Below are 26,827 nucleotides of genomic sequence, written 5' to 3' on the forward strand. Positions count from 1 at the left end.
CGCAAGGCCGACGACTGGGCACTGACCATGTCGCCGAGACCACCGCTCTTGGCGAGCGGCGCGGCCTCGGCGGCGACCATCAAAACGTTGAGAACGCTGGGCGACAAGGTGACTCCCCCGGTGAGTGCAGGTGAAGAACGCTTGGTGCGGGTGCTGGAAGGCGGGTGGATGGCGAAGCGGGCAGCCGTGGCTCGCCTTTACCTCTTTAAAGGGGTAGCAAGGTCCGGGCCAATGCGGGGGATTTCAGTCGCGGCGATGTTGCGGCGCGGCGAGACGCCGGTGGCGCAAGGCGTTGGCGGATTGTGTGAGGGAGGCGGCGAGGGCGCGCGCGGTGCCGCGAGAGGGGCGCGCGCCGCGCGTTGTGTAGCTTTGGCGTGGTGCGCGTGCAGTTTTCACTAGCGTGGGCACCGCGTGCGCGCCCGGGCGCTTACTTGACGGTCTGCACGACCTCGAAGCCTTCGAATTCCGGATGGCTCAGGTAAAGCGGGCGGCTCTGGCCGCTGTTGCCCGCATTGCGATGTGCGGCGCGGAAGGCGTCGGAGCGCGTCCAGGCTTCGAAGGCGGCGTGGTTCGCCCAGATCGTGTGGCTCGCATAGAGGACGTGATCCTCGCGCTGCGGGCCTTTGAGCAGATGAAATTCGACGAAGCCGGGCACTTCCTTGAGATGCGTGTCGCGGCTCGCCCAGACTTCCTCGAACGCGGCTTCCGAACCGAGGGCGACCTTGAAGCGATTCATGGCGATGTACATGCGGTGATCCTATGCAGTGGCCCTGTTGAGGGCTATCCGGTGGCGGGAGGCCGCGCGCTTCTACGTTGCTGCTGAAAGTGGCGCGCGACGCTTCCCGATTATAGGATCGCGACGGCTCACTCCACCGGCAACGCGGCAGGCATGCGCATGCGATAGAACGAGAGCGCCTGGATTGCCAGCGTGCAGAAAATCGCGCTGCCGTAGGCCACTACCAGATGCGTGTGCGTGAGCAGCAGACTCAGCACGAAGAAGAACGCCGCGAAGCCCAGCAAACCCGTCGCCATGCCGCGCATCACCTGCTGCGCGGCGGCGCCGCCGCTCGAACGATGTGCGAACACCGCGAGGATGATGGCCATGAACGGAAACGAGGCGATCACACCGGCCGCGCTCGCACCCACATAAGGCGCGATCAGCGTCACGCTCACGATCAGGCCGGCGATCAGCGTCATGCGCAGCGGCAGGTCCCACCAGGGCGCGTCGATCTTCGCGCTCGCCGCTGCCGTGTTCGGAATGAAGTTCAGGGCGAGTGTGATGGCGATCAGCGCCAGCAGAAACAGCAGCATTTCGGGCAGTGCGTTCCATTGCAACAGCGCCGCCACGACCACGAACGCACCCGCCGCGCCCGTCAATGCGAGACGCCATCCCGATGCGGCGAGACGGCAATACACAAAGCAGAAAGCGGCTTGCGCAACGGTCGCGACCAGCGATCCCGCGGTAGCCTGAGTGGCGAACACCGGGCCGTGCTCCAGCGCGAGAAACACGGAAACCGGCCCTGAGGTGAGCGGCATGCCGACCAGCAAACCGCCGACTGCCTCGCCCCAGCGGCGCACGGCAAGCGAGGCGAGCAACAGCAAAACGGGCGTGACGAAAAGCTTGAAAAGCAGGAGATCCATGATGGGCAAACGGTATTCAACGAGACTGTGCGGCCATATTGAGCGTCGCCAATCGGGCTGACAAACCATTTATCGTCATATAATGTGTGAGCTAAACTCACACGTAAATCGACAGTGTTCGACCGGCTTCCCCCTCTTCAAACGCTGCGCGCCTTCGAGGCCACCGGACGTCATCTGAGCATGACGCTGGCGGCGCAGGAACTGCACGTTACTCACGGCGCGGTGAGCCGGCATATCAAGACGCTCGAAGAAGATCTGGGCGTCGCGTTGTTTCAGCGGCTTACGCGCCGCATCGTGTTGACCGAAGCAGGGGCGGAATTTCTGCTTGCCGTGACGCGTCTGCTCGGCGAACTCACGAAAGAGGCTGACCGCGTGCGCGGCCACGACGGCGTCGAGCGCTTCAAGATCAACGCGAGCGTGTCATTCGCGAATAAATGGCTCGCGCCGCGTTTGCATCGATTTAAAGCGCGTTATCCGGATCTCGACGTTCATCTCGACGTCACCGATAAATTTATCGACCTGAACGAAGGCGAAGCCGATGTCGCGATTCGCTATGGCAGCGGACGTTATCCGCGCCTGCTGGCGGAGCGCATTCTGGAAGAAACGGTGACACCGGTTTGCAGTCCTGCCTATCGCGAGAAAATGCGCGGGCTGCGTGCGGTGGCGAATCTTGCGGGCTGCACGTTGCTGCATGAGGGCGGCATGCTGGCGAACTGGGAGCAGTGGTTCGCGCTGGCGGGTGTGGAGCGCGTGCGCAGCGATCGCGGGCCGGCTTATAGCCACGGGAGCCTGGCGATTGAAGCGGCGATTCGCGGCGAAGGCGTGGCGCTGGGGCGTAGCGTGATTGTCGCCGACGATATCGCCGCGGGCAGGCTGGTGGCGCCGTTTCCGCAGATCCGGCTGAAGTCCGAGCGCGGGCACGATCTGGTTTATCGAATCGGCAGTCGCGACGATCCTAAGGTGCAGGCGCTGCGGACGTGGCTGGGGGATGAGATCAGGGTGTTTCTGGCGGAGGAGGGGAGTGCCAGTGCGTAGAAAAAAATGCGGTTCTCTGTGTACGTGCGCGATCTATAAATATAAATACGCCTGATTTACATGGATCATATCCCGGCGGTTCGTGTCTGAATTTCTCGTGCCTCCGTGGTAGTAAAGAGGAACTTTACGATCGGGAGCGAGATCGCATGAGCGCGCAGGAACTGTCGATTTTTACGCCGGACAACGGGGAATGGCGGAAGCAGTCGGGGAATGTTGCAGCCGTCAGGGATGCACCGGAAAACTCTCCTGGCGTTGAGCGGGACGCCCGGTATCTCGTGACTGACGAGAAATTCGAAATCACTGAGATACCCGCTGCAATGTCGAAGATGGGCTGGCACAAATCGGCAGCGTTGCTTAGAAAGTGGTTTGCGTATACGCCGAAGAATCAGGCAATGGACGCAAATCAGAAAGCCGATGGGTTCACCAAGGATTTTTCTTCGATATATCCAGCCGATCGTGTCGATACCAGCTCGATTTCACTTGATTGGGTTGAATCGTTTCCTCGGACAAAGCAGGCATTCAGCAAACTGGGAGAAACCTTGTATCTAACCACATCCAGGGCGCAAGACGAACTCGTGAGGAAGGTCTATCCCTACAGAGAGAAGCGGACTCTGAATGCGCTGGAAGCGTGTGGTGGCGACATTGCGAAGCTACATCGAAACTTTCAGTTTCAACGCCTTCTAGTTGATACGACTGCACTGGAAAAGGCCGAACAGTTCTTTAGCGCAATGCTTCATCATGGAAAGCCAGATGATCTGGCAGGCGCGTTGGGTGGCTTCGGCATGTACGCAGCGGTTGCCGAGGCCAACTTCAGACCGGGATTTTTTGGTGGTATAGACGTTGAGGTCACTAAAGTTGCGATATACGTCAAGAACCCGTATTCCTTCTACGACGACGCGACTGAGGCCGGATCGCAATATCTTGGACACTGGAACCGTGACGGAATATGTCTTGTACCCGAAGGATTTGTTGCGCAAAGGGCTGGGTGGGGAAGCTGGAGTAATTACGTGATCCAACCGGAAGGCCCCTACGGACGCACTTTTTGGCCGGTTCACAATAGCGATTTTCGGCGTTGGCAAGACGTCCACAACGCGGGAGGCGACATGGTTCTATATTCGGACTATCGTCTTGTAAAGCTTTCTCCTTCAATCAAAATTCGGGTGAAGAAGTGAGAGCACGCCCTTTGACACGCTCCGTCTTCGTCATCGCTGCTGTCGTTGCTGGGCTCGGCCTCTTTCAATACTTCCTGAACGCACGGGCTCGCGCCAATGCACATGAGTGCGTCGCCGTGACGTCGCAAAGCGGCCGTTACCGCGCGCAAGCGTGTGTGATAGGCATGGACGGAAATGTCTTCTTTTATGTCGGGAGACTATACGACGCTCATAGCGGCGAAGTTCTCGCGCGCACCGACTTCGATTCGATGGACGGCGGCGCCCCGGAATTCATGCCCGACGAAAGTGCGATATTGTTTCGTGGTTCAGGTGATTCTGGAGAGATCCACATCCCCCCAAATCCTCTCGACCGTCTCCGCGCAAAAATACCCTGACGCGCTTTCACGTTCGAGAAGGGAATGACTGGCGCCAGCCATTCCCCGCTCAACCCTTACCGCTTCCCCTCAACCCCCATCTGCGCCCGCACGCGCTTCACATCAGCGGCCGACACCTCAGCCGCATCATTACCCCACGCCGAACGCACGAAGGTCGCCAGTTGCGCGATCTCATCATCGTCGTAGCGCCACGCGAACGGCGGCATGGCTAGCGGCGCGGGCGCCGAAGCCGTCGAGGGCAAGCGCGAGCCAGCCAGAATCACCGCGATCAGCGAATCCGGATGCGCCGCGAGCACCGACGGGTTGTTCGCCAGCGAAGGGAACACGCGCGCGGCACCTTCGCCGTTCTGACGATGGCAGGCGGCGCAGCTATCCATATAGATGCGCGCGCCCACGTCGTTGGCGTGCCCCGTCATGATCGACGTGAGCGTGCCATCGTCGGCCTTGTAGGCGGGCGCGGCGGCGTCTTCCGAGAGCGGCGTCAAACTCTTGAGGTAGACGGCGATCGCGTGCAGGTCGGCGTCGCCCAGATACTGCGTGCTGTGCTCGACCACTTCGCCCATCGGCCCGGTGACGGCAGAATGCGCCGTGCGGCCCGTCTTGAGCAGCGCGGTGATATCGGCCTCGTTCCATTCGCCCAGCCCCGTGCCCTTGTCGCCGCGCAGATTGACGGGCGAGCTGCCATCGATGCGCGCGCCCGACAGGTAGCGCGCGCTGCTGCCGTCCAGATCGACTTCCTGGAAGCCCACGCCGCGTGGCGTGTGGCAGGTGCCGCAGTGCGCGAGGCCTTGCACCAGATACGCGCCGCGATTCCACTCGACGCTATGCGCGTCGTCGGGCTTGAAGCGCGAATCTTCGTGGAACAGGCGGTTCCAGTAAGCGAGCGGCCAGCGCGCGTTGAGCGGCCAGGGGATGTCCGCCGCCTCGTTCGCCACGGGCGCGGCGTTCACGCGCGTGGTGAAGTACGCGTAGAGATCGCGCAGATCACTGTCGCTGACCTTGGCATAGGCCGTGTAGGGCATCGCCGGATACAGACGGCGCCCATCGGGCGTCACGCCTTCGCGCATGGCCAGCGCGAAGTCCTCGAAGCTCCAGTTGCCGATGCCGTGCGTCTTATCCGGCGTGATATTGGTCGAGTAGACCGCGCCTAGCGGCGTGGCGAGCGGCACGCCGCCCGCGAACGGCGCGCCGCCTTTGGCGGTGTGGCAGGCCATGCAGTCGCCCGCGCGCGCGAGATATTCGCCGTGTGCGGCGTTGCCAGGCGCGGTCATGGCCTGGGCGTCGATCGTCAGGGCAGGCTTCATCATGCTGCCGGCCCACAGGCCGCCCACGACCACCACGGCCGCGGCGATTGCTACGGAAAGTTTGCGCATGTCGTGTGGCTCCTCAAACCTGGACCATCGGGCCGGGGTTCTTCAAGTAACGCTCGCGGATATTCGCGGCGGCCCAATAGGCAAGACCGCCGACAAGGCCGGTCGGGTTGTAGCCGATGCCATGCGCGAACACGCTCGCGCCCAGCACGAAGACGTTCGACACATCCCAGCTTTGCAGATACTTGTTGACCGCGGAAGTCTTCGGGTCGGCGCCCATCGACGTGCCACCGTTCACGTGCGTGCTTTGGTACGCGCGCGTGTCCCAGTGCGCGCCCGGCTTCAGAATGCGTCCCGAAATGCTCTTCGGGTTCATCTGCTTGCCGATCTCCATCATCTTGCCGGCCACGTATTCCGAGGCGCGCAGATCGTTGTCCTGCCAGTCGAGCGTGATGCGCAAAAGCGGCTCGCCATAGGCGTCCTTATAGGTCGGATCGAGGTCGGCGAAGCAGCCGCGATACGCCATATTGCTGATCTGCGATTCGATGCGGCCCGTGTGCAGGAAGTTATCGGCCACGGCCTGCTTCCATTCGCCGCCCCATTTGGGCGTGCCTTTAGGCAGCGGAATGCCGCGCACCGGTCCGTTGCCGGTCTGGCGACCCCAGATGATGCCGCCGCCGATAAAGCCGAGCGGGCCGTGATCGAAGTTGTCGGCGTTGAACTCCTCGATGGCCTGACCGCCGCCGCCCGCGCCCATGAACTGGTTGATATAGACGTCCTTGTCCCAGAACATGTTGACGCTGTTGAGCACCTGGTAGCAGAAATTGCGGCCTACGGTGCCTTCGCCGGTATCGGCGTTGTACGGCTTGCCGATCTTCGACGACAGCATCAGACGGATGTTATGCAACTGGAACGCGCCCAGCACCACCATGTTCGCGGGCTGGAATACTTCGTTACCCTGAGCATCGATATAGGTGACGCCGGTGGCCTGCTTGCCGTCCTTGTCCAGTTCGACGCGCAGCACGTGCGAATTCACGCGCAGTTCGAAATTGGGCTTGCGCAGCAGGGCCGGAATGATGGCCGTTTGCGGCGACGCTTTCGAATAATTCAGGCAGCCGTAATCGCTGCAGAAGCCGCAGAAGTTGCACGGGCCCAGCTGGCAGCCGTATTCGTTCTGATACGGGCCGGACGCGTTGCCTGCGGGCAGCGCAAACGGCTTATAGCCGAGTTCGCGCGCGGCCTTGGCAAAGAGACGTCCGGTCGGATGATCGGGCAGCGGCGGCAGCGGGAATTCACGCGAGCGATACGCTTCGAACGGATTGCCGCCTTCCTGCGGCTTGCCCTTGATGTTGCCGGCACGGCCCGAGGTGCCGCACACATATTCCCAGCGGTCGAAGTGCGGTTCGAGTTCGTCGTAAGTGACGCCCCAGTCCTGCAGTTGCATGCCGGCGGGAATGAACTTCTCGCCATAGCGCTCTTTCACGCGGCTAAAAAGGCGCAGTTCGTCGGGCATCACGCGCGACTGCACGCCAGACCAGTGCGTGCCTGCGCCGCCCACGCCTTCGCCCGGTTTGAACGAGCCGATCTGGCGATAGGGCAGCGCCGTATCGTCTTTCGTGTGACGCGTGGTGACAGTGGTCTTCGACAGATTCTGCAGCAGCGCATTACGCGCCGAATATTTGATTTCGTCGACGATCTGCGGATACGCGAAATTCGGTATGGTGTCGCGGCCATCGCCGCGTTCGAGCGCGACCACGTCGAGGCCCGCGCTGCACAGTTCCATCGCCATGATCGAGCCGGTCCAGCCGAAGCCGACGATCACCGCGTCCACAGGTTTCTTCTTGATTGTTGCCATGCTGCTTAACCCCGCTTGCCGTACTGGCTGACCGGACCGTACGGATACGGCTTCGATTCGCTGACCCACTCGACGTAATCCGCGCGCGCGCCCGGATAACCGATCATCTTCCACGAACCCATGTCCTTGTTGCCGCCGTACATCGGATCGCCGAAATAGCCTTCCATGGTGTTCTTGAGCAGGAAGCCGCTGAAGAACGATTTCATGTTGAAGTCGTCCTGGATCTTGCCGCCTTCGACATCCTTCAGGAATGCGATCTGTTTGGCCTTCTCCAGCTGCGCAAAGGTCTTGCCGCTGAAATGCGCCTTGCAGTAAGCGTCGATGGCGCGAATGCCCAGGCGGTATTGCTCCTTCGGCGTGAGTTTCGACTGATAGCCGAATTCCGGCGCGCCTTTCTGGAACGGGCCGTGCATATACCAGCGCGAGGCATCGCCGTAGCCGGTCTGCAACTGGCGGTCGATGTATTGCGGCACGCCGAGTTCTACTGCGCCGGGACCGACCTGATCCTTCGGAATCAGGCAGTCGCACGCGGCGTTCACGAAGGCCCATTCGTCGGGCGTGAAATAGCCGGGCTGATAGTGCTCCTGGGCGGGCGTGTCGGGCGGCGGCGCGGAGCGCTTGATGTCGTCCGCGGTGGGACGCAGCACGGCGGACGCCGTGCCGACGGCTGCAACGGGCACGATCGCAATCGATCCTTTGAGGAACGAGCGACGGCCCGCCTTGTCTGGCGATGTCATGAGAGAGGGGACTCCAGCGAGGGGCGCTGATGCGCTTTTGATACTTAGGGCGCGCCACCGCCCCGCCATGAGGCGAGGGGCGCGCGCCCGGCAAACGGGGACGCTGAGACGCCTTTTGAGGCGTCAGGCCACCCGGAAAACCTGCACGGTGTTGCTGAGCTTGCTCGATTGCGTGTCGAGTGCCTGCGCGGCGGCCGTGACCTGTTCGACGAGCGCGGCGTTTTGCTGCGTGACCTCGTCCATCTGCGTGACGGCGGTGTCGACCTGCTCGATGCCGCTTTGCTGTTGTTCGGACGCCGAAGCGATTTCGTTCATGATCGCCGTGACCCGCTCGACGGCGGTGTGCAGTTCGCTCATCGTCGCGCCCGCCGAGGACACCAGTTCGGTGCCGTGCGATACGGTCTCGACCGAGTTCGCGATCAGATCCTTGATTTCCTTGGCCGCCGACGCCGAGCGTTGCGCGAGCGAGCGCACTTCGCTGGCCACCACGGCGAAACCGCGCCCCTGCTCGCCCGCTCGCGCCGCTTCCACGGCGGCGTTGAGCGCGAGGATGTTGGTCTGGAAGGCGATGCCTTCGATCAGCGCGGTGATGTCGGAAATCTTGCGCGAGCTGCCCTCAATCTCGCTCATCGTATCGACCACGCGCTGGACCATTTCGCTGCCGCGGGTGGCAACGTTTGCGGCGGTGTGCGCCAGGTCGCTGCCGGTGCGGGCGTTGTCCGTGTTCTGCTTCACGGCGGACGTCAGCTCGTTCATGCTGGCGGCGGTTTCCTGCAAGGACGCGGCCTGCTCTTCGGTACGTGCCGAGAGGTCGATCATGCCCGCCGCGATCTGGCGCGTGGCGACCGATACCGATTCGCTGCCCGAGCGCACGGAACCGGTGACGTTGCCGAGTTCCTTGCGGGTTTTTTCGATGCTTTCCAGCAGCAGGCCCATTTCATCGTTTCGTTGCGCGCGCACCGTTTTGCTCAGATTGCCCGAGGAGATTTCCTGCAGGCTTTCCAGCGCGTAGTTAAGCGGAGTCATGATCGCGCGGCGCAACATCACCCAGCCCAGACCCGCGGCCACGAGACCGAGCACGACCATCACGGCGCTCACAGTCGAGAACAGATAGAAGTTCGATTCCGCCTCTTCGTAGCGCGTCTTTGCGTTCTCGTAGAGGTGCTTTTTGACCTCGTTGTTGGCCGCGCTCATCTTGCTGTACAGGTCGGAGAGCTGCGTCATCGCGATGTTGTCGGCGGTTTCCTTGTCGCCGGCCTGCAGTGCCTTGGTGAAAGCGGACACGGCATCGCGCATGGCGGTGCGTCGCTCGGTGGTCTTCGCGATCAGCGGCAACTCGTCCGGCTCGTGCGGCATCTGCTGGAATTTCGTCCACCACTCGTCGGAGTTCTTGAAGAAGCCGGAGGCGCGGTCGAGTTGGTCCGGCACGGTGGACGCTTCCGGATGCAGCGCCACGCGGTCAAGCACGAGGCGCGTGCGCGCGATGTAGATCTCGGCGTTGTCGATCGCCGTCGATTCGGCAAGCTTGTTGCGATAGGTGTCGCGGTTGGCGCTATTGGCCTTTTCCGTGCTGATGAAGCCCAGCACGCCGGACACGGTGAGCAGGGCGGCGAGAAGGGCGAAGGTGAGTGCGATACGCGCTCGAATAGTGAGTGTCATGCGTCTGTACCGATTTGACCAAGGGTGACGCAGCGCAGGTAACGGCTTCCTGGGGCGATGAGTGGCCATCAGTTGGCTGCGGGCGTTCTCCCTCCATAACGTCATTCGTCTGACTATATTTAGGGTGCATAGCAAAATTTTTAAGGACCTACTGAAAATATTCTTTGAAATCAGTCTGTAAGGATGCGAAAAATCTTTGCGGGTCGGTCGCTCAAGGCAGGAGGTTGACGTCGATTTTTCCGTATGGATTGAAGATCATTCAATCCTGAGGCCGATTCTCAAGCATCACAGTGGGTCGCAGAATGCAATCACGCGCTGGAACCCAACCCACTGTTCTCAAGGAATCGTCGCCATGAATAACCGAGCCGCCTTCTCCCTCGTCGCTTTGACAATCGCCCTGGGCACCGCGCTGCCCGCCAGCGCCGCCGATGCCGTATCGCCCGCCGAGGCGCACCTCGTGCAGCCGCGCGAACTGATCGTGGACAAAAGCTTGCGCGCGCAACAGGTTCAACAACAGATTCGTGCCGCTCGTCTTTACGACACCTTCTGGACGACCGGTGACGAAGCCCAGGCGCGCGCCGCGCTGGCGCCGGATTTCACCGACCGGACCTTGCCTGCTGGCAGAGCGCAGGGCATCGCGGGTCCGCTGGCTGCCTCGAAGGTCTTTCACGCTGCGGTGCCCGATGTTCACGCCGATGTCGAGCAGATGATCGTCGCGGGCGATCGCGTGGTGACGCATCTGCACTTCACCGGGCATTTCACGGGCACGTTTAACGGCGTGCAGGGGCAGGGCCAGACGGTGGACTTTATCGCCACGGATATTTATCGCATTCGCGCTGGGAAGATTACCGATAACTGGCATCTGGAAGACAACCTGACGTTTTTGCAGCAACTGGGCATGATCCCAAAATGATCTTTTAATTTCGAATCAAGTTTATTCAAATCGCATTTAAAGGAACAAATTGCCAGGAATGGCTAGTGCTCGCAGCGCCGAATCAGCAAGATATGCCTTCAGGAAGGCTGTGAAATGATGGGTGTGAATAATCCGTAAAAAATGCCTTTAATATCGATTTCGCATGGCACGCGGAATAGATTGCTGAAGATATTCCGCTTGAATCGACGATCTGTAACAAGATGTAATTGCGCTCAACGTAATGTGACATTGTTCGTATAAATAAAGTGTCGATTCACTTTTGAATCGATTTGCGTTTTCTTCCCCGGTTTTTTGCTGCAATTCGCGCGAGTGAATTCCGCATGCAGGAGCAAGGTCGATGAAACGAAAGCACCTCGTAGCCATTGCCGTTGGCGTCCAGATCGCATTGATGCCGGTGGCGCCGCTCGTGCCGCTGGCCGAAGCGGCGGTCTACTCGAATGGCACGGCAACCGCGACGTTCAATGTCACGCTCACCCTGCAGGCGAATTGCGCGATTTCCGCCAATCCCCTGGCCTTCGGGACCAATGGCGTGCTGGGCACCGCCATCAACCAGCAGACCACGCTCAGCGTCACCTGCACGAACACCACGCCTTATAACGTGGGGCTCGACGGGGGCAATGTCACGGGGTCGTCGGTGACCAGCAGGCTGATGGCCGGTACGGCCACCGGCAACACCACGACGACGGTCGGCTTCCAGCTCTATCAGGATGCAGGCCGCACGACGATCTGGGGCAACACGCAGGGCACCAATACGGTGGCCGGTACGGGCAGCGGTTCTGCGCAGACGCTCACCGTCTACGGCCAGGTCCCGGCGCAGGCCACGCCAAAGCCGGATACCTACCAGACGACGGTCACCGCAACGGTCTACTTTTGAAACGGGCATACGCGGCTCGTGCCGCGCCGGGGACTGGATGGATTGTTGCGCCGGCCTTGCTCTGTGCGCTCGGCGCCGCTGACGCCGCAGCCGCCACGCTGCAGATCTCGCCGGTCACGATCGAGTTTTCCGCAGCCGAGGTGGCGACCGGCCTCACGTTGCGCAATCCCGGCGACGCTCCGCTCTACGGCCAGGTGCGTGTGTTCCAGTGGAGCGAGGCGCAGGGCGAAGACGTGCTCACGCCCACGGGCGATGTCATCGCGAGCCCGCCGCTCATCGAGATCGCGCCGCACAGCGATCAACTCGTGCGGCTCGTGCGCACCAACGCGTCGGCTACAACCAGCGCGTCACCGCCCGTCGAACAGAGCTATCGCATCCTGATCGACGAGCTGCCCGCGCCGGGTACACCGGGCGCTGAGGGCGTGACGATCCGGCTGCGCTATTCGGTTCCGGTATTCGTCGACGCACCGGGTGCGGGCGCCGCGAAGCCCCTGCTCGCGTGGCGTCTCGTGCAGGGTCCGCAAGGCTATGTGCTGCGCGCGGACAACGCCGGCACCCGGCGCGCGCAGATAGCCGCGGTGTCGCTGTTCGACGAAGCGGGGCATCACTGGGATGTGACGCGCGGGCTGCTGGGCTATGCGCTCGCGCGGCAGAGCCGCCAGTGGAGCGTGCCGGTGCCCGCCGATGCGAAGTTCGGCGGTCAGCTCAAGGTGCGGGCGACGGTCAATACGCTGCCGCTGGAGGATACGGTCTCGATCGGGCAGGGAGGCTGAAAAGCGCGGCTGAAACACGGTGGCTCGTCGGCGCATAGGTCATGAACGCGGTGCGCGCCGGAGGACAGCATGAAACGAACGACGAAGAATGAAACGAACTCGGAGCGCTGTGCGACGTGGCCGGGCGAGGCGCATGGTATCGGTGGCGGCGCTGCTGGCATTCATCAGCGCCGCGGGCCATGCGCAAGGACAGTTGATCAACGCGGGTGCAATGGATACGCGTGATCTGTATCTCGAAGTCGATGTGAACGGACAACGTACCGCCCAGATCGTGCATTTCCGCCAGTTGGGCGGCCACCTCTTCGCAACCGGCGAAGATCTCTCGCAGGTGGGCGTGGCGACGGCGCAGCTTGGCATCGCAGACAGCGCGAGCGTCGATCTCGACACGCTGCCGGGCCTGCACTACCGCTACGACGCGCAGCGACAGACGCTCGAATTGCAGATTCCGGATGCGATCCGCAAGCCCTTTGCGTTCGATACGCGCTCCGTATCGGCCGTGCCGCCGGCGACATCGGCGCGCGGCCTGCTGTTCAATTACGACGCCTTCGGGCAAGGCGGATCGGCGTCGGAATTCGCGTTGTGGAGCGAAGAGCGGTACTTCGATCCGAAGGGAGTGCTAAGCAATACGGGCGTGGCCTATCTCTATCACGACCGCAACGAGTACGTGCGCTACGACAGTTCGTGGAGCATGTCGAATCCCGCGAACCTGAGCACCACGCAGTTCGGCGATACGATTTCGTCGTCGCTGGCGTGGACGCGCTCGATTCGCATGGCGGGCCTGCAATATCGCAGCAATTTTGCGTTGCGTCCCGATCTGGTGACATTCCCGGTGCCGGCGTTGCCGGGCAGCGCGGTGGTGCCGACGTCCGTCGACCTCTACATCAACAGCATCCGCCAGTATTCGGGCAACGTGCCGAGCGGCCCGTTCATCATCAACGACGTGCCCGGCATCACCGGCGCGGGACAGGCCACGGTCATTACGCACGACGCGCTGGGACGGACGATTTCGGCGTCGGTGCCGCTGTATGTCGATACGCGATTGATGGCACCAGGCTTGTCGAGCTATTCGTTCGAAGCGGGTTTTTTGCGCCGTAATTATGGGCTCGATTCGTTCGACTACGACACGCGTCCGGCCGTGAGCGCGTCGTGGCGACATGGCGTCAACGATCATTTCACGCTCGAAGCGCACGGCGAAGCGACGGGCGGCCTCGTCAACGCGGGCGGCGGCGCGTTACTTGGGCTGGGCACGGCTGGCGTGATCAACGGATCGGTTTCCGGTAGCGGGGGCAAGCTCAACGGCGCGCAGTTGAGCATCGGCTATCAGTACGTGTCGCAACGCTTTTCGGTCGATGCGCAGACGATCCGCGCTTACGGCAACTTCGGCGATCTCGCGGCGCGCGACGGCTCGCCGGTGCCGGATATCACCGATCGCGTGACGCTGGCCGTGCCGTTCCTGCGCAACCAGACGTTTTCGGTCAGCTATATCGGCTACAAGATTCCTTCTGCGCCGGTCTCGCAGATTGGCTCGGTCGCGTGGACGTTTAACTTTGGCAATCTGGTTTCGCTGAATCTGAGCGCTTACCAGGATTTTCGTCAGCACGATTCGCGCGGTGTGCTGCTTTCCGCGAGTATCGGTCTTGGTGGCAACGCCTCGATCAACGCGACGGTGGGTCGGCAGGACGGTGCGTCCACCTGGAACGTCAATGCCTTACGGCCGCCCGATTATTCGGGTGGCTGGGGCTGGGGCGTGCAGTCGGGCGGCACCGGCGCGACGCCGTTCCGCCAGGGCCAGTTGCAATATCTCGGCCGCTACGGCGAGGCAACGGCCTCCGTCCAGCAGGTGGCAGGGCAGACCATCGGCGCGCTCGATCTGACGGGCGCGGTCGTGCTGATGGACGGCACGGTGCAGCCCGCGCGACGCATCGACGACGGCTTCGCGCTGGTGTCCACCGATGGCGTCAAGGGCATTCCGGTGCTGCACGAAAACCGCGTGATCGGCGTGACCGATGGCAGTGGCCATCTGCTGATTCCCGATCTCAACGCGTACCAGCACAACCAGGTGGCAATCGACGCGATGCATTTACCCGCCGATGCGCGTATCGCCGACACGTCGATGGACCTCGTGCCGCAAGCGCAATCGGGCGTGCTCGCGCATTTTGGCGTGACGCGCTATCACGCGGCGTCGATCATCGTGCGGGACGCCGACGGTCAGCCGCTCCCCGCTGGCGCGCGCGTGCATCACGTGGAGAGCGGGCATGACACCATCGTCGGCTATGACGGTCTGACGTTTGTCGATGGACTGGCGCCGGAGAACCATCTGCAAATCGAATCAGGTGACAAGCAGTGCGAAATAGTGTTTTCGTGGAAGGAGGGTAAGGGCGATACGTTGCAGACCATCGGGCCGCTTGTGTGCCGCCTGCAGGAGCAGCGAGGCCGTCAAGGCCAGGGGCAACAGCCGTGAAAGCGATCAGGCGCGCGCTATGGACGCTAGGCGTCACCCTCATGCTGCTGTTCGCGGCGCGCGGCGCGCATGCGCAGAGTTGCCAGGCGGTCGCGAATCCGGTGAGTTTCGGCTCGGTCAGCCCGATCGCGAATGTGGCGGTCACGGCCACCGCCACCATCAGTGTGACCTGCACATGGCCTGCCGTCTCGCTCACACCCGATGTGCTCGTGTGCCTGAATCTGGGCGGCACGAGCCCGCGCTCGCTCACCAATGGCTCAAACTCGCTGAGCTACGATCTCTACCGTGATAGCGGCCACACGCAGGCGTGGGGTTCGACTTATTCGGGTACGACGCCTATCTCGCTCACGATGACCAAACCGAGCGGCACGACGCTGACCACGACGGTGACGGTCTACGGTCAAGTCGCTTCCTCGCAGCCCACCGTGCCAACGGTCAATAACGCGAGCACCGTTTATACGCAGGGTTTTGGCGGTAATACCACGTCGATCAATTACGGTTTTTATCTGCTGATCGCGCCGACCTGCGCGTCGCTCGGCACGGGCGGCACGTTCCCGTTTACGGTGACCGCAACCGTCATCAACAACTGCAATATCACTGCGACCAACGTGGCTTTTGGATCGACCGGCGTGCTGAGTTCGCAACTCAACGCAACAGGCACCATCACCACGGTCTGCACGAACGGCGACGCCTTCAAGATCGCCCTTAACGGCGGCACGACCGGCAGCGTGGGCGCCCGCGCCATGCAGCGCTCGGGCGGCGGCGGCACGGTGAATTACCAGCTTTACGTGGATTCGAACCACAGCAGCGCGTGGGGCGACGGCACGGGCAGCACGAACACGCAGGCCGGTACGGGAACAGGCACACAGCAGGTCTTCACGGTCTATGGTCGGGTGCCCGTGCAGACTACGCCCGAGCCTGGAAATTACAGCGACACCATTACCGCGACGATTTATTTCTGAATACGCGAGCGTCGTTTCGCGTCAAAAAACGAAACTGATAATTGCGAAGAATGCGCTTAATTATTCGTGGCTGTCTTTCTAAACTTGGTATCAAATGGCGTGGATTCGATCGTCATCGAGAAATATGAAAGGACTGTCCAGGTCCAGATTCCATTCGAACCAAGGAGGAGCACATTATGAAAAAGGCAACCGGAACCCTTATGGCGGCCGTGGCTGCACTCACGCTGTCGGGCGTTGCTTGCGCACAAAACAACACGCTGGCGACGCCATCCGTGAAGTCGCCGGTGAGCGCTGCGCCTGCCGCCACGAATAGCGGTTATGGCACGCCAGGCGCTGCGAATTCGGAAAGCGGGATGAGCGCCGGAGCGATGAATTCGAGCATGCAGAATGGCACGAACACGAACGCGACGGCCGAAACAGGCGCATACGGCGCGAACAATACCTTGGCAAGACCTTCCGTAAAGTCGCCGGCTGGGCAATAAGCAACGCGCTTGAACCTCGCTTAAACCTCGTTTGAGCGTTTGAATCGAAGACCGCTATCTTAAGGATAGCGGTCTTTTATTTTGTCATCCGAAGCGAGTGGGGCGGCGCGGTCAGGACGGCGTTTAGACGTCTGCGATAAATCAATTGTCGGCGGCAGATGCACGCAAGAAAATCGCATGCATGCGACGATGGAACCGGCATCGATTCGAATGCCTGTCTACTTCAACAACGTGGCGCAATGAAAACCCATCGCATGCTTTGTTTTGGCCGCAATGAAGAAAGCGGCAACGCGGCTGTCGTAGTCGAAGGATCGTCTTTAGATGAGGCGCAACGGCTGGATTTTGCTCAAAAGCAGGACGCCAATGCGACGGTATTCATCGACGACGATGCCGCCGGCGGCACGCAACTCGATTACTACTATCCGCATAAGCGCAGCCCGCTTTGCCTGCACGCGACGCTCGCCGCGAGTGCGCTTTTTTTCGAGCGGAACCCGCATGGTCCGCGCATTCGCGTCGTCACCAGCATGCATCGCCAGACCCTCGAGATCGAGCGAATCGACGAGACGATCTTCGTCGTTTTGCAAGCCCAGCAGTGCCCAGCATTGGCCGTCAACATCGATGAAGTGTCGCGACTGCTTCGAGTGCAGCCCGCCGCGCTGACAAGTACGCCACGGCTTGCCTCAGTGGGCAGCGCAAAACTGCTGGTCGAAGTGGCGGACCGATCCGCTTTGGCCGCGCTGCAGCCTGATCTCGCGGGCATCGCAAGCTGGAGCAGCCAACACGGCGTCTCAGGCTTGTACGTTTATTGCCGGCTTGGCGACGGCGTTTATGCCGGGCGGAATTTCAATCATCTCGATCCGCACCTTGAAGATCCCGCGACGGGTGTAGCGGCAGGTGCGCTGGCCTTGTCGCTGGAGCAAAGCATCACGCTGTTACAGGGCGACGTGCTCGATCGGCCCTGCACACTTCAGGCGCGATATCTGGACGGGAAGGTGCAGGTCGGCGGACGGGCGTTCAGGGCGGTCGATTAGCCCAACTCAAAACGTCACTGTCCAGAGCGCATTGGCGGTCCGTTGCGCGCCAAACTGTGCGGCAGAACTGATCCGCATCGGCGAAGCATCGGCCTGCGAGACGAGATAGGGCTCGCCGTGCAGGCAACTCACGGCCGGTGCAATGCGCTCGTCGACCGCGCTGATGAGGCAGCTTTGCTGGACGACAAGACTCACGACCATGGCGGCCGGGGCGGGTTCGGCGGCGTCGCCGGTGGCGAGAACCGAAAGGCTGCTGGCGAGCCCGAAGGCCAGTGCCAGCCAGAGGCGGATTGGGCGAGACATGTTCGGACGATTCTTCTGGATTGCGTGATGCAGGGAGCGATCGGTGACTGGGAACAGCGTCTACCCGTTTGTCGGCAGCGCGGCGTAAAAGTTAAGTGTTGCAGCAGACGTTGAGGCAATCGGCGTCACGCCGGCTGCCGCTCCAGGGGGCGCGATCCTCGCGGCGTCAGGGCGGCTAGCACGAGCGCGATGACGAAGAGCGCAGGCACGTCGCCGATCAGATGGCCGTGATGGCCAGGCGTCGCAAACGATTGCGCGGCCATGATCGCCCCGTGCACCACGCTTGACCATACGGTGAACCAGATCAGGCTCAGATGGGCCAGCGGATCGCGCGCCGCGCGCATCAAAAAGAGGCCGAGCGTCGCGTAAATGCCGACGATCATCAACGGGTAATCCGAGTGCCCGGTGTGCCACGCCCACCCCGCGGGCCAGAGCACCATGAGCGGATAGACCGCGAAGGTCGCAATCGCGCCAATGACGACGAGCGCGATGCGCAGATACCGAAGTCGTGTTGGGTCGTCCATGGCGTCGGCCTTTGCGATTAGCCCCGGCTCACCCGCTCGCCCGCTCGGGCGCGAGCCTGAATGCCGTCAATATGCGCGCCCGCGCTCCGTGTTGCAAGACTCCCGAAAGATATTCGCCTGCGCCCGCAACCCTTGCCTGGCGCGTCATCCAGCGATTCCCTGCGCTGCCGGCACAGCAGAACGAGTGAAATTTATCTTCACATTTAGTAATGTTATAACATAACATTCGCGACGACTGTTGCGGCCGGCATCGTAAAGCTCATCCTGCGCAGCGCGCATGGGCTAGGGGAATCGCCCGTGCGCCGCGCCTCATTCCAACGACGCAAATCAAGAAGCAAACAACGACCATCGTGGCGACTTCAACCCAGCCTGAACTTTCATCGACGCGGTGCGCAGGACGCCCGCGACGCGCCTTCCCATCCTTTTCATCGCCTCGATCCCGCTCGACGCTGCTGCGTCTCACGCCGGTTTCGCTGGCGTTCGTGAGCGCGCTCGTCCATGCGCAAGCCGCGAGCAACGTGACAAGCGCCGCAACAAGCGGCGGCGGCACCGCGCCCGAAGCCACGCTCGCGCCGGTCTTCGTCACGGCGAATCCACTCGGCGACGCCGATCTCATTGCGCCCGCAACGGCGCTCGACGGCAATGCGCTGACCTTGCGCGCGGCCAGTTCGATCGGCGAAACGCTCAACGGCCTGCCCGGTGTATCGACAACCACCTACGGCCCGATGGTCGGCCGCCCGATCATTCGCGGCATGGACGGCGACCGTATCCGCATGCTGCAGAACGGCGTTGCGGCATGGGATGCGTCGTCGCTCTCGTACGACCATGCCGTGCCGCAGGACCCGCTCACGGTCGAGCGCGTCGAGATCGTGCGCGGACCGGCCGCGCTGCTCTACGGCGGCAACGCGATCGGCGGCGTCGTCAATACCATCGACAACCGCATTCCGCGCGAGCCGATCCAGGGCGTGACGGGCGCCGTCGACGCCAGCTACGGCGGCGCCAACGATGCGCGCGCGGGCGCCGCGCAGGTGGAGGGCGGCAACGGCCAGTTCGCTTTTCACGTAGACGCCTTCGATCGCGACACCAGCAACGAGCGCATCCCCGGCTACGCGCATTCGGCGGCCCAGCGCGCGCTCGACGGCGCCGACGCGAGCGAGCCCTACGGCAGCATCCCGAACAGCGATGGCCGCTGGCACGGCGGCGCGGTCGGCACCTCGTACACCTGGGCCGATGGCTACGCGGGTATTTCGTACAACGGCTTCCAGAGCGACTATGGATCAGTGGCCGAAGACGATGTACGTCTGCGCATGCATCAGGATCACGTGGCCGTGGCCTCGGAAGTGCGCAATCTGAGCGGGCCGTTCAGCCAGCTTAAATTCGACTTCGGCTACACCGATTACGAGCACCGCGAGATCGACGACGGTACGGTTGGCACGACGTTCCGCAATCACGGCTATGAGGCGAGGCTCGAAGCGCGCCATCAGAAAATCGGCCCGTTCGAGGGCGCGATTGGCGTGCAGGTGAGCCAGAACACCTTCTCGGCGCTCGGTGACGAGGCGCTCGTGCCGACCACGCAGACCACCAACGTTGCGCTGTTCGGCCTGGAGGAGTGGAACGTCACGCCGGCGCTCAAGCTGAGCGTGGGCGCACGCTACGAGCACGTGAAGCTCGATCCGACGCCAAACGGCAACGACAAATTCGCCTCGGCGCAGGGACGCGATTTCAATGCAGGCAGTGTGTCTGCGGGCGCGCTTTACAAGCTTGCGCCGGCCTGGTCGGTGGTGGGCAACGTTGCCTATACCGAGCGCGCGCCCACGTTTTACGAGCTGTACGCCAACGGCCCGCACGACGCCACCGGGCAATATCTGATCGGCAATCCCGATGCGCAGAAAGAAAAGGCGGTCTCGACCGATCTTTCGTTACGCTTCGAGCGCGGCCCGAACAAGGCGAGCGCGGGCGTGTTCTATAGCCGCTTCAGCAACTATCTGACCGAGTACAACACGGGTCGTCTTGTGAACGACGATGACGATGTCGTGCCCGCCGGCACCGACGACGCGCTCAACGAAGCGGTCTATCGCGGCGTACGCGCGGAATTCTATGGCGTGGAAATCGACGGTAAATGGCGCGTGTTCGAGAAGGGCGCGCATCGTGTCGACGTGTCGCTGACGGCCGATTACACGCACGCGCGCAATGTCGATACGGGTGCACCGCTGCCGCGCATCGCGCCGTTGCGCGCGACGCTGGCGGGCGATTACGGATATGGTCCGTTCGGCGCGCGAGCGGAACTCGTGCATGCCTGGGCGCAGCATCGCGTGCCCGAGGACGATCTGCCGACCGACGGTTACACCACGCTCGCGCTGATCCTGACCTACAAGTTCCACGTGGGATTGACGAACTGGCTCGCTTATGTGCGCGGCGACAATCTGACGAATCAGGACGTGCGTTACGCAAGTTCCGTGGTGCGCGATATCGCTCCCGAGGGCGGGCGCAGCGTGATGGTCGGCTTGAGGACGACGTTCTAGAGGCCAGATGTACTTCAAGTCAGCCGATGACGGCAGCTTGAATAGTATTCCTCAATGAATGGGCGAGGGCAGCAGAAAATCGCTGCCCTCGTTTACACCTGCGCTTTCGCCACTGTCTCTTCCTGCGCGACCAGCCCGCTCACCGAAGCGGTCAATCCCTTGCCGCCCGGATTGTTGCGCAGGACCAGCTTCAGACCATGCCGTTGCGCGATGCGCATGGCAATCGATAGCCCCAGGCCGCTGCCAGTGCCCGGTACGTGATTGGCCCGATAGAACCGGTCCAGCACGCGTTCCAGATGTTCTTCGGGAATGCCTGGCCCGTTGTCCACCACGTCGAAACCCACGCGATTGTTCGCGCGCGTGAGCACGAGATCGATCTTGCCGCCGGGCGGCGTATAGCGGATCGCGTTGTCGAGCAGATTGTTGAGCAGGGTGGCCAGGCCGTGTGGGTCGGCGCTCACGTTGCAGGCGTCGTCTCCACTGACGGGCGGGCGCAGTTCCAGCCCGAGATCGATCGATTTTTCCTCGGCGAGCAGCGATAGATCGCCGATAGCCTGTTCGCCCAGACGGCGCAGGCTCACGTCGGCTACGGGCAGTTCCGCCTGGGCGTCCTCGCGTGCGAGCGTGAGCAATTGCTGCACCAGTCGGATCAGGCGGTTCAGACGCGTTTCGATGCGCTCAGTGGTTTGCGGCTCGCCGCTGAGCGTGCCGTCGCGCAAGGCGGCCTGCAATTGCAGCTTGAGCGCGGCCAGCGGCGAGCGCAACTCGTGCGCGGCATCGGCGATAAAGGTGCGCTGCGCCTGCGAAGCCGTGTTCAGTCGCGCGAGCAGATCGTTGAGCGCGACGACCAACGGGCGCAGTTCGATCGGCACGGAGCCGTCGAGCTTGAGCGGCCCGAGCGCGTTGTGCGAGCGAGCGGCCAGCAGCGCCGAGAGCGCGCCCACGGGCGCCAGCCCGCGCGCCACCACCAGCAGCACGAGCACGATGGCCACCGGCACGAACAGCGCGAGCGGCCAGACCGTGTGCAGCGCGAGATGCAGCGCCAGCGCTTCGCGCACGGAGACGGGCTGCGCGACCTGCACGAAGCGATCGGACTGCTGCACGCCGAAGGTGCGCCAATGCGATTCCTCGTGCTCGAACGTATGAAAGCCCGCGGGATTGCGCGGCAGCGGCGCGTCCCGCGACGAGTGGTAGATCGCCGTGCCGTCCCGGTCCCAGATTTCGATGAGGATGCGATCGTCGGCAATGCCCTGCATGTCGGGCTCATGTTGCTCGCCGCCGTGACCCGCGTGCAGGTTCGAGGGCAGCGAGAGCGCCACCGCGCGCAACTCGTAGTCGAACAGTTCGCTCGCCTCGTTGCGCGCCGTGTGGAAAATACCGAAGCCCGCCACCGCCGATCCAAGCGCGAAGCCGCAGATCAGCCAGCCCAGCAGGCGGCGCTTGATCGATCTCATTGCGCCCTCTTGAGCCGGTAGCCCACGCCGCGCACCGTCACGATCTGTTCGGCGCCGATCTTGCGGCGCAGGCTGTGCACATGCACTTCGATGGTGTTGCTGCCCACTTCCTCGCCCCAGCCATAGAGCCGTTCTTCCAGCTCCGCCTTGGTGAAGACGCGCGCGGGTTCCTCGATCAGCACATGCAGCAGCGCGAATTCGCGCGGCACCAGCGCGATGGGCGCGCCGTCCATGGTCACTTCGTGCGCGGCCGGGTCGAGCGTGAGATTGCTGTGCGCGTAGACGGGCTGTTTGCGGCCCGTGCGCCGGCGCAACAGCGCGCGCGCACGCGCGGCCAGTTCGTCGAGATCGAAGGGCTTGACAAGGTAATCGTCTGCGCCAGCGTCGAGTCCGCTCACGCGGTCGGTCACGCTGTCGCGCGCGGTGAGGATCAGGATCGGCGCTTCGCCGCCGCGCCGCCGGTAGGCGGACAGCACCGTTACGCCGTCCTTTTTCGGCAGGCCCAGATCGAGCAGCACGAGGTCATACACGTCGTTGGCGAGCGAGAGTTCGGCCTCGCGTCCGTCTTTCGCCCAATCGACGGCGTAGCCTTCGCGGCGCAGCCCGTCGATCACGGGCTCGGCGATCATTTCGTCGTCTTCCACCAGCAGGAGGCGCATTGTGGTGCTCCAGTTCGCTTCGTTGGGTGATTGTCGCTCATTCGCGCTCATGACTGGGCCTTTGCGTCCCGGGCTTCGATCCCAGCAGCAATCGCAGCAGGGCGGGCAGCACCAGCAGCACCAGTGGCATCTGCACGATCAGCCCGGAGATGATCGCCACCGCCAGCGGCTGCTGCATCGCCGATCCCTGGCCGAGCGCGAAAGCCAGCGGCAACAGCGCGAGAATCGCGGCGATGGTGGTCATGGCGATCGGGCGCAGGCGGTTGCGGCCCGCGGCCTGGAGCGCTTCGTGCAGCGGCAGGCCGTCGTCGCGCACGAGGTTCTGGAACTCGGACACATAGAAAATCGCCACTTCCGTCACGATGCCGATAATCATCGTCATGCCCATCATCGCGGAGATGTTCAGTTCGATCCCCGTGATCCACAGACCGATAAAGACCGCGCCGGTCGCGCACAGCGGCATCGCCATGACGGCCAGCGCCACGCGAAAGCGCTCATAAAGGAACAACAGCAGTCCGAACACCAGCGCCACTGCCGCGCCGAACACGGCCATGAGGCCCTTGAACGCGATCTGTTGCTGCTGATAGAGTCCGCCCAGTTCGTAGTAGACGCCGCTGGGCAACAGGCTCGGATCGGCGAGCGCATGCTGCACGTCGGCGATGGTCGAACCCAGGTCGCGACCGTCGATGCGCGCCGTCACCGCCACCATGCGCTTGAGATTGTCGCGGCTGATTTCCGGTTGGCCGCTCACGCTCACGCGATCGGCCACGCGCGAGAGTGCGAACACGTGACCATCGGGCGCGCGGATCGGCAAACGGCCAAGCGCCGTATCGGTCATCTGCAGTGCGCCTTGCGCGCGCACACGCACGCCGATGCTCTTCGGTCCGCTCTGGTACTGCGTGGCCACATTGCCGTCGAGCAGATCGTTCACCTGCTGCGCGATGGCCTGCGGGTCCATGCCTTCAGCGGCGGCGGCATCGGGGCGGATATGCAGATCGATGGCGTCGCCGGCCGGATTGATGCCGTCGTTCACGTCGACGATGCCCGCGATCTTGCCGATGCGCGCCGCCACGCGTTGGGCGGTATCGTCGAGTTGCCGGGTATCGTCGGAATAGATCTTGATCTGCACCGGTTGCGGCACGGCGGTCAGATCGCCGATCAGGTCTTCCATCAATTGCGCCAGCTCGATGCTCACGCCAGGCACCTGCGTGTCGATCTGCGAGCGGATTTCTTCCATCACCGTGTCGATCGGTTCGCGTGAACCCGATTTCAGGCGCACGAAGAAATCGCCCTTGTTCGGCTCGTTGAGATCGCCGCCCAGACCCGCGCCCGTGCGCCGCGAGTATGTCGCCACGTTTGGATTGGCGCGCACGATCGCCTCGACCTGCTGCATGAGACGATCGGTTTCCGCAATCGAGGTGCCGGGGCGCGTGTGATAGTCGAGCACGAAGCCGCCTTCGTCCATCGACGGCATAAAACCGCTGCCCACGCGCGTGAAGGCAAACGCGGCGGCCAGCACGAGCGGCACGAGCAGCGCCAGTGCCCACACTGGCCGCGCGCTCACGCGTGCGACCAGCTTCGCATAGCCCCGGTTGAGCCACGCGGCGAAGCGCGTTTCGCGATGTTCTTCGGCATCCTTGGCGGTGAGCCAGCGATCGCACAGAATCGGAATCGCCAGCCAGGTGACGAGGAACGAGATGAAGAGGGCGCTAGCCATGGTGACGGACAGCGCCTTGAAAAACGCACCCGTTACGCCCGAAAGAAACGCCAGCGGCACGAAGATGATGAGCGTGGCCGCCGATGAACCCGCAAGCGGGCGTGTAAATTCAAGTGCCGCACTCATGACCCGGCCATGGAACGCATGCGCGCCGGCCTCGCGCATACGTCGCGCGATGTGCTCGATCATCACGATCGCGTCGTCGATCACGAGGCCCACAGCCGCCGCCATCCCGCCGAGCGTCATAATGTTGAAGCCCATGCCGAACACGTCGAGCAGCAGAATGGTGGCGGCCATCACGATGGGCACGAGCGCCACGGCGATCAGCGTGATCTTGAGATTGCGCAGGAACACGAAGAGCGTGAGCGCAGCGAGCACCACGCCGATCATGATGGCGTCGCGCACGCTGGTGGCCGAGGCGATCACCAGTTCGCTCTGGTCGTACCAGTTGGACAGATGCACGCCCGGTGGCATCTGCTTGCCGAAGGTGGCCAGGCGCGCGCGAATGGCCTGCGCCATCGCCACGCTGTTGGCGCCAGGCTGCTGATAGACGTTAACCAGTACGGCATCCTTACCATCGGCGGTCACGCGGATCCATTGCGGAACGGTGCCCTGCGAGACCGTGGCGATATCGGCGAGGCGTACCTGATTCGCGCCGGACGTGGACACGACCACGTTTTTCAGCGCGTCGAGACCGCTTACAGCCGAGTTGGCGACGACGAGATAAAGCTTGTCGTGATCTTCGATGCGGCCTGTGGCCATCAGCACATTGCCCGCGCCGATCGCGCGCGAGACATCCGCGACCGATAATTTGTAAGCCGCGAGGCGCGCGGGATCGACCGCCACTTCAAGCTCATCGCGTGCGCCGCCAGTAACGTCCACGCGCGCCACTCCTTCGACCGATGAAAGCAGCGGGCGCAACTGGAACTGCGCAAGATCGTAGAGCTGCGCCAGCGAACGCTGCGATGACGTCAGGCTATAGGCGATCACCGGGAACACGGTCGGGTCCATACGGCGCACCTGCATGGAGGTGCCGGGCGGCAGCGTCGCGAGGATTTCGGCGATGGCCGATTGCGCCTGCAATGTCGCCTGGGCCATATCGGTGCCCCAGTCGAAATTCAGCGAGATTTCCGCCGTGCCACGGCTCGTGCGTGATTCCACGTCACGCACATTGGGCACGCGGCGCAGCGCTTCCTCAACGGGCATCGTGACGAGCGTGGCCATCTGCTCCGCGGGGCGGTCGCCCGCATCGAGCGAGACCACCGCGCGCGGGAACGAGACATTCGGAAAGAGCGAGATCGGCAGTTTCATCGCCGTGAGCGCGCCTGCGACGGCGGCCAGCGCGATGACGAACAGCAGCGAGCGCCGGTGGCGCTGCATCCATTGGCCAAAAGTCATTGTGCGTCGCCTTGTTTTGCGACGCGCACTGTCATGCCGTCTTCGAGTTCATAGTTGCCGCTGACGACGAGCGGGCGCGCGGCATCGAGCGCGCCGTCCACGCCGTAGGTATCGCCGTGTTCGACCTTGACGGTCACGGCCACGCGATGGGCCTTGTTGCCTGGGACTACCTGGTAAACGCAGGACCCCTTGGCGTCCTGCAGCACGGCCGCGCGCGGTACGTTCCACCAGGTGCCGGGTTGAGCGTCGATCTCGGCGCGCACGCGCGTGCCGGGCAGAAATGCGGTTCCCGCGAGCGGCACGCTCGCGCCTACATCCACGAGCTGGCTTTGCGCATCGACCGATGCACCGACCATTGCGATCTGGCCACTCGCCTGCATCGAAGGCTGCGAAGCGGCGAGCGCATGCAGTACGACGCGGTCGCCTGGGTGAATCATGGCGGCGTCGGCGGCTTCGACGCCTAGTGTGACGTTCGGCGTTTTCGCGTCGCCCGCATTCGCGCCGACCAGTTGCGCGAGCGCGGTGCCGGCCTGCACCTGATCGCCGGGCGCGGCGCTCACTTGTGCGACCACGCCGGCGGCAGGCGCCGTGATGGTTTTGGCGCCGCTGGCAATGCCTGACGCGCCTTGCGCGGCGAGCGCCTGATTGGCGTCGTCGAGCGCTTTCTGCGCGGCAGCGAGTTGCGACTGCGTGGCGAGGCTGTCGCGATAGAGCGCCTGGGTGCGCGCGAGTTCGCCGCGTGCGAGCGTGGCGGCGCTTTGCGCCTGCGTGAGCGCGATCACAGCGGCCGGGTCCGCCTGCACGACGAACAGCGGCGTGCCGCGCGCGACGCGCTGGCCGGGCTGCACGAGCACGCGCGTCACGCGCGCGACGTAGGGCAGGCTCACGGTGGCGGCGTTCGCGCCAGCTGCCGCGACGATGCCGTAGGCCACGATCTGTTGCGAGACGCT

At 63.0% G+C, this 26,827-nt stretch carries 22 protein-coding genes; 9 read left to right on the plus strand and 13 right to left on the minus strand.

Annotation, left to right across the window (positions count from 1 at the left end; translation table 11 throughout):
- The 3 genes from VG320_RS22765 to VG320_RS22775 all read right to left on the minus strand — a co-directional run.
- On the minus strand, nt 1-80 hold an 80-nt coding region (locus VG320_RS22765; RefSeq protein ID WP_414696099.1), incomplete at its 3' end, for a glycogen/starch synthase.
- 347 nt (nt 81-427) lie between these two features.
- Complete coding sequence (locus VG320_RS22770; RefSeq protein WP_327202326.1) at nt 428-748, minus strand: antibiotic biosynthesis monooxygenase; 321 nt, start codon at nt 746-748, stop codon at nt 428-430.
- A 116-nt stretch (nt 749-864) separates the two neighbouring features.
- On the minus strand, nt 865-1,641 hold the full coding sequence (locus VG320_RS22775) for a hypothetical protein (protein WP_327202327.1): 777 nt from the start codon (nt 1,639-1,641) through the stop codon (nt 865-867).
- A gap of 114 nt (nt 1,642-1,755) precedes the next feature.
- Here VG320_RS22775 and gcvA point away from each other — a divergent pair, with 114 nt between their 5' ends.
- Together gcvA and VG320_RS22785 are read left to right on the plus strand one after the other, a co-directional pair.
- On the plus strand, nt 1,756-2,676 hold the full coding sequence (gene gcvA / locus VG320_RS22780) for a transcriptional regulator GcvA (RefSeq protein ID WP_327202328.1): 921 nt from the start codon (nt 1,756-1,758) through the stop codon (nt 2,674-2,676).
- 146 nt (nt 2,677-2,822) lie between these two features.
- Nucleotides 2,823-3,848: a DUF6402 family protein gene (locus VG320_RS22785; protein WP_327202329.1), complete on the plus strand. Its 1,026-nt coding sequence runs from the start codon at nt 2,823-2,825 to the stop codon at nt 3,846-3,848.
- 430 nt (nt 3,849-4,278) lie between these two features.
- Here the strand turns inward: VG320_RS22785 and VG320_RS22790 are convergent, their stop codons facing one another.
- The 4 genes from VG320_RS22790 to VG320_RS22805 all read right to left on the minus strand — a co-directional run bounded on the left by VG320_RS22790 (nt 4,279) and on the right by VG320_RS22805 (nt 9,783).
- Nucleotides 4,279-5,595 carry a cytochrome c gene (locus tag VG320_RS22790; protein ID WP_327202330.1) on the minus strand — a complete coding sequence of 439 codons (1,317 nt, stop codon included), beginning with the start codon at nt 5,593-5,595 and terminating at the stop codon, nt 4,279-4,281.
- A 13-nt stretch (nt 5,596-5,608) separates the two neighbouring features.
- Nucleotides 5,609-7,387: a GMC family oxidoreductase gene (locus VG320_RS22795; protein WP_327202331.1), complete on the minus strand. Its 1,779-nt coding sequence runs from the start codon at nt 7,385-7,387 to the stop codon at nt 5,609-5,611.
- Nucleotides 7,388-7,392: 5 nt separating this feature from the next.
- A complete protein-coding gene (locus VG320_RS22800; protein WP_327202332.1) occupies nt 7,393-8,124 on the minus strand; it encodes a gluconate 2-dehydrogenase subunit 3 family protein in 732 nt (243 codons plus the stop codon).
- Between the two features lie 123 nt (nt 8,125-8,247).
- A complete protein-coding gene (locus VG320_RS22805; protein WP_327202333.1) occupies nt 8,248-9,783 on the minus strand; it encodes a methyl-accepting chemotaxis protein in 1,536 nt (511 codons plus the stop codon).
- Between the two features lie 352 nt (nt 9,784-10,135).
- Here VG320_RS22805 and VG320_RS22810 point away from each other — a divergent pair, with 352 nt between their 5' ends.
- The 6 genes from VG320_RS22810 (at nt 10,136) to VG320_RS22840 (ending at nt 17,300) form a co-directional block, all read left to right on the plus strand.
- Nucleotides 10,136-10,696, plus strand: coding sequence for an ester cyclase (locus VG320_RS22810; RefSeq protein WP_327202346.1), 561 nt, complete (start codon nt 10,136-10,138; stop codon nt 10,694-10,696).
- A gap of 409 nt (nt 10,697-11,105) precedes the next feature.
- Complete coding sequence (locus VG320_RS22815; protein WP_327202347.1) at nt 11,106-11,591, plus strand: spore coat U domain-containing protein; 486 nt, start codon at nt 11,106-11,108, stop codon at nt 11,589-11,591.
- A 56-nt stretch (nt 11,592-11,647) separates the two neighbouring features.
- Entirely contained in the window at nt 11,648-12,364 is a 717-nt protein-coding gene (locus tag VG320_RS22820; RefSeq protein WP_327202334.1) for a fimbrial biogenesis chaperone, read from the plus strand.
- Nucleotides 12,365-12,497: 133 nt separating this feature from the next.
- The gene (locus tag VG320_RS22825; protein ID WP_327202335.1) at nt 12,498-14,825 is read left to right on the plus strand and encodes a fimbria/pilus outer membrane usher protein; all 2,328 of its coding nucleotides are present in this window, start codon (nt 12,498-12,500) and stop codon (nt 14,823-14,825) included.
- Between the two features lie 41 nt (nt 14,826-14,866).
- Nucleotides 14,867-15,787: a Csu type fimbrial protein gene (locus tag VG320_RS22830; protein WP_414696100.1), complete on the plus strand. Its 921-nt coding sequence runs from the start codon at nt 14,867-14,869 to the stop codon at nt 15,785-15,787.
- Between the two features lie 721 nt (nt 15,788-16,508).
- A complete protein-coding gene (locus VG320_RS22840) occupies nt 16,509-17,300 on the plus strand; it encodes a PhzF family phenazine biosynthesis protein (RefSeq protein ID WP_327202338.1) in 792 nt (263 codons plus the stop codon).
- Nucleotides 17,301-17,306: 6 nt separating this feature from the next.
- On the opposite strand, the gene VG320_RS22845 is transcribed toward VG320_RS22840, so the two are convergent.
- Both VG320_RS22845 and VG320_RS22850 read right to left on the minus strand, forming a co-directional pair.
- Nucleotides 17,307-17,603, minus strand: coding sequence for a hypothetical protein (locus VG320_RS22845; RefSeq protein WP_327202339.1), 297 nt, complete (start codon nt 17,601-17,603; stop codon nt 17,307-17,309).
- 125 nt (nt 17,604-17,728) lie between these two features.
- Nucleotides 17,729-18,127 (minus strand): DUF6632 domain-containing protein, encoded by a 399-nt coding sequence (locus tag VG320_RS22850; RefSeq protein WP_327202340.1) that lies wholly within the window; start codon nt 18,125-18,127, stop codon nt 17,729-17,731.
- Nucleotides 18,128-18,645: 518 nt separating this feature from the next.
- Between VG320_RS22850 and VG320_RS22855 the strand changes: the two genes are divergently transcribed.
- Nucleotides 18,646-20,649, plus strand: a complete 2,004-nt coding sequence (locus tag VG320_RS22855; protein ID WP_414696101.1) for a TonB-dependent receptor — start codon at nt 18,646-18,648, stop codon at nt 20,647-20,649.
- 92 nt (nt 20,650-20,741) lie between these two features.
- On the opposite strand, the gene VG320_RS22860 is transcribed toward VG320_RS22855, so the two are convergent.
- From VG320_RS22860 to VG320_RS22875, 4 genes are all read right to left on the minus strand, one after another.
- On the minus strand, nt 20,742-22,103 hold the full coding sequence (locus VG320_RS22860) for an ATP-binding protein (RefSeq protein WP_327202341.1): 1,362 nt from the start codon (nt 22,101-22,103) through the stop codon (nt 20,742-20,744).
- On the minus strand, nt 22,100-22,762 hold the full coding sequence (locus tag VG320_RS22865) for a response regulator (protein ID WP_327202342.1): 663 nt from the start codon (nt 22,760-22,762) through the stop codon (nt 22,100-22,102). Before VG320_RS22865 ends, VG320_RS22860 begins: the two co-directional genes overlap by 4 nt.
- A gap of 37 nt (nt 22,763-22,799) precedes the next feature.
- Entirely contained in the window at nt 22,800-25,877 is a 3,078-nt protein-coding gene (locus tag VG320_RS22870) for an efflux RND transporter permease subunit (RefSeq protein WP_327202343.1), read from the minus strand.
- Nucleotides 25,874-26,827, minus strand: a 954-nt coding sequence (locus VG320_RS22875) for an efflux RND transporter periplasmic adaptor subunit (RefSeq protein ID WP_327202344.1), incomplete at its 5' end; no start/stop codon positions are given. The genes VG320_RS22875 and VG320_RS22870, both read right to left, overlap by 4 nt.

The organism is Paraburkholderia sp. (assembly GCF_035948235.1).
In the GTDB taxonomy this organism is placed as follows: Bacteria; Pseudomonadota; Gammaproteobacteria; order Burkholderiales; family Burkholderiaceae; genus Paraburkholderia.

Bases quoted from the DNA above. Each gene is read 5' to 3' on its own strand.
- VG320_RS22770 (WP_327202326.1), bottom strand. From the start codon at position 748: ATGTACATCGCCATGAATCGCTTCAAGGTCGCCCTCGGTTCGGAAGCC.
- VG320_RS22775 (WP_327202327.1), bottom strand. From the start codon at position 1,641: ATGGATCTCCTGCTTTTCAAGCTTTTCGTCACGCCCGTTTTGCTGTTG.
- VG320_RS22785 (WP_327202329.1), top strand. From the start codon at position 2,823: ATGAGCGCGCAGGAACTGTCGATTTTTACGCCGGACAACGGGGAATGG.
- VG320_RS22790 (WP_327202330.1), bottom strand. From the start codon at position 5,595: ATGCGCAAACTTTCCGTAGCAATCGCCGCGGCCGTGGTGGTCGTGGGC.
- VG320_RS22795 (WP_327202331.1), bottom strand. From the start codon at position 7,387: ATGGCAACAATCAAGAAGAAACCTGTGGACGCGGTGATCGTCGGCTTC.
- VG320_RS22800 (WP_327202332.1), bottom strand. From the start codon at position 8,124: ATGACATCGCCAGACAAGGCGGGCCGTCGCTCGTTCCTCAAAGGATCG.
- VG320_RS22805 (WP_327202333.1), bottom strand. From the start codon at position 9,783: ATGACACTCACTATTCGAGCGCGTATCGCACTCACCTTCGCCCTTCTC.
- VG320_RS22810 (WP_327202346.1), top strand. From the start codon at position 10,136: ATGAATAACCGAGCCGCCTTCTCCCTCGTCGCTTTGACAATCGCCCTG.
- VG320_RS22815 (WP_327202347.1), top strand. From the start codon at position 11,106: ATGCCGGTGGCGCCGCTCGTGCCGCTGGCCGAAGCGGCGGTCTACTCG.
- VG320_RS22825 (WP_327202335.1), top strand. From the start codon at position 12,498: ATGGTATCGGTGGCGGCGCTGCTGGCATTCATCAGCGCCGCGGGCCAT.
- VG320_RS22830 (WP_414696100.1), top strand. From the start codon at position 14,867: ATGCTGCTGTTCGCGGCGCGCGGCGCGCATGCGCAGAGTTGCCAGGCG.
- VG320_RS22840 (WP_327202338.1), top strand. From the start codon at position 16,509: ATGAAAACCCATCGCATGCTTTGTTTTGGCCGCAATGAAGAAAGCGGC.
- VG320_RS22845 (WP_327202339.1), bottom strand. From the start codon at position 17,603: ATGTCTCGCCCAATCCGCCTCTGGCTGGCACTGGCCTTCGGGCTCGCC.
- VG320_RS22850 (WP_327202340.1), bottom strand. From the start codon at position 18,127: ATGGACGACCCAACACGACTTCGGTATCTGCGCATCGCGCTCGTCGTC.
- VG320_RS22860 (WP_327202341.1), bottom strand. From the start codon at position 22,103: ATGAGATCGATCAAGCGCCGCCTGCTGGGCTGGCTGATCTGCGGCTTC.
- VG320_RS22865 (WP_327202342.1), bottom strand. From the start codon at position 22,762: ATGCGCCTCCTGCTGGTGGAAGACGACGAAATGATCGCCGAGCCCGTG.
- VG320_RS22870 (WP_327202343.1), bottom strand. From the start codon at position 25,877: ATGACTTTTGGCCAATGGATGCAGCGCCACCGGCGCTCGCTGCTGTTC.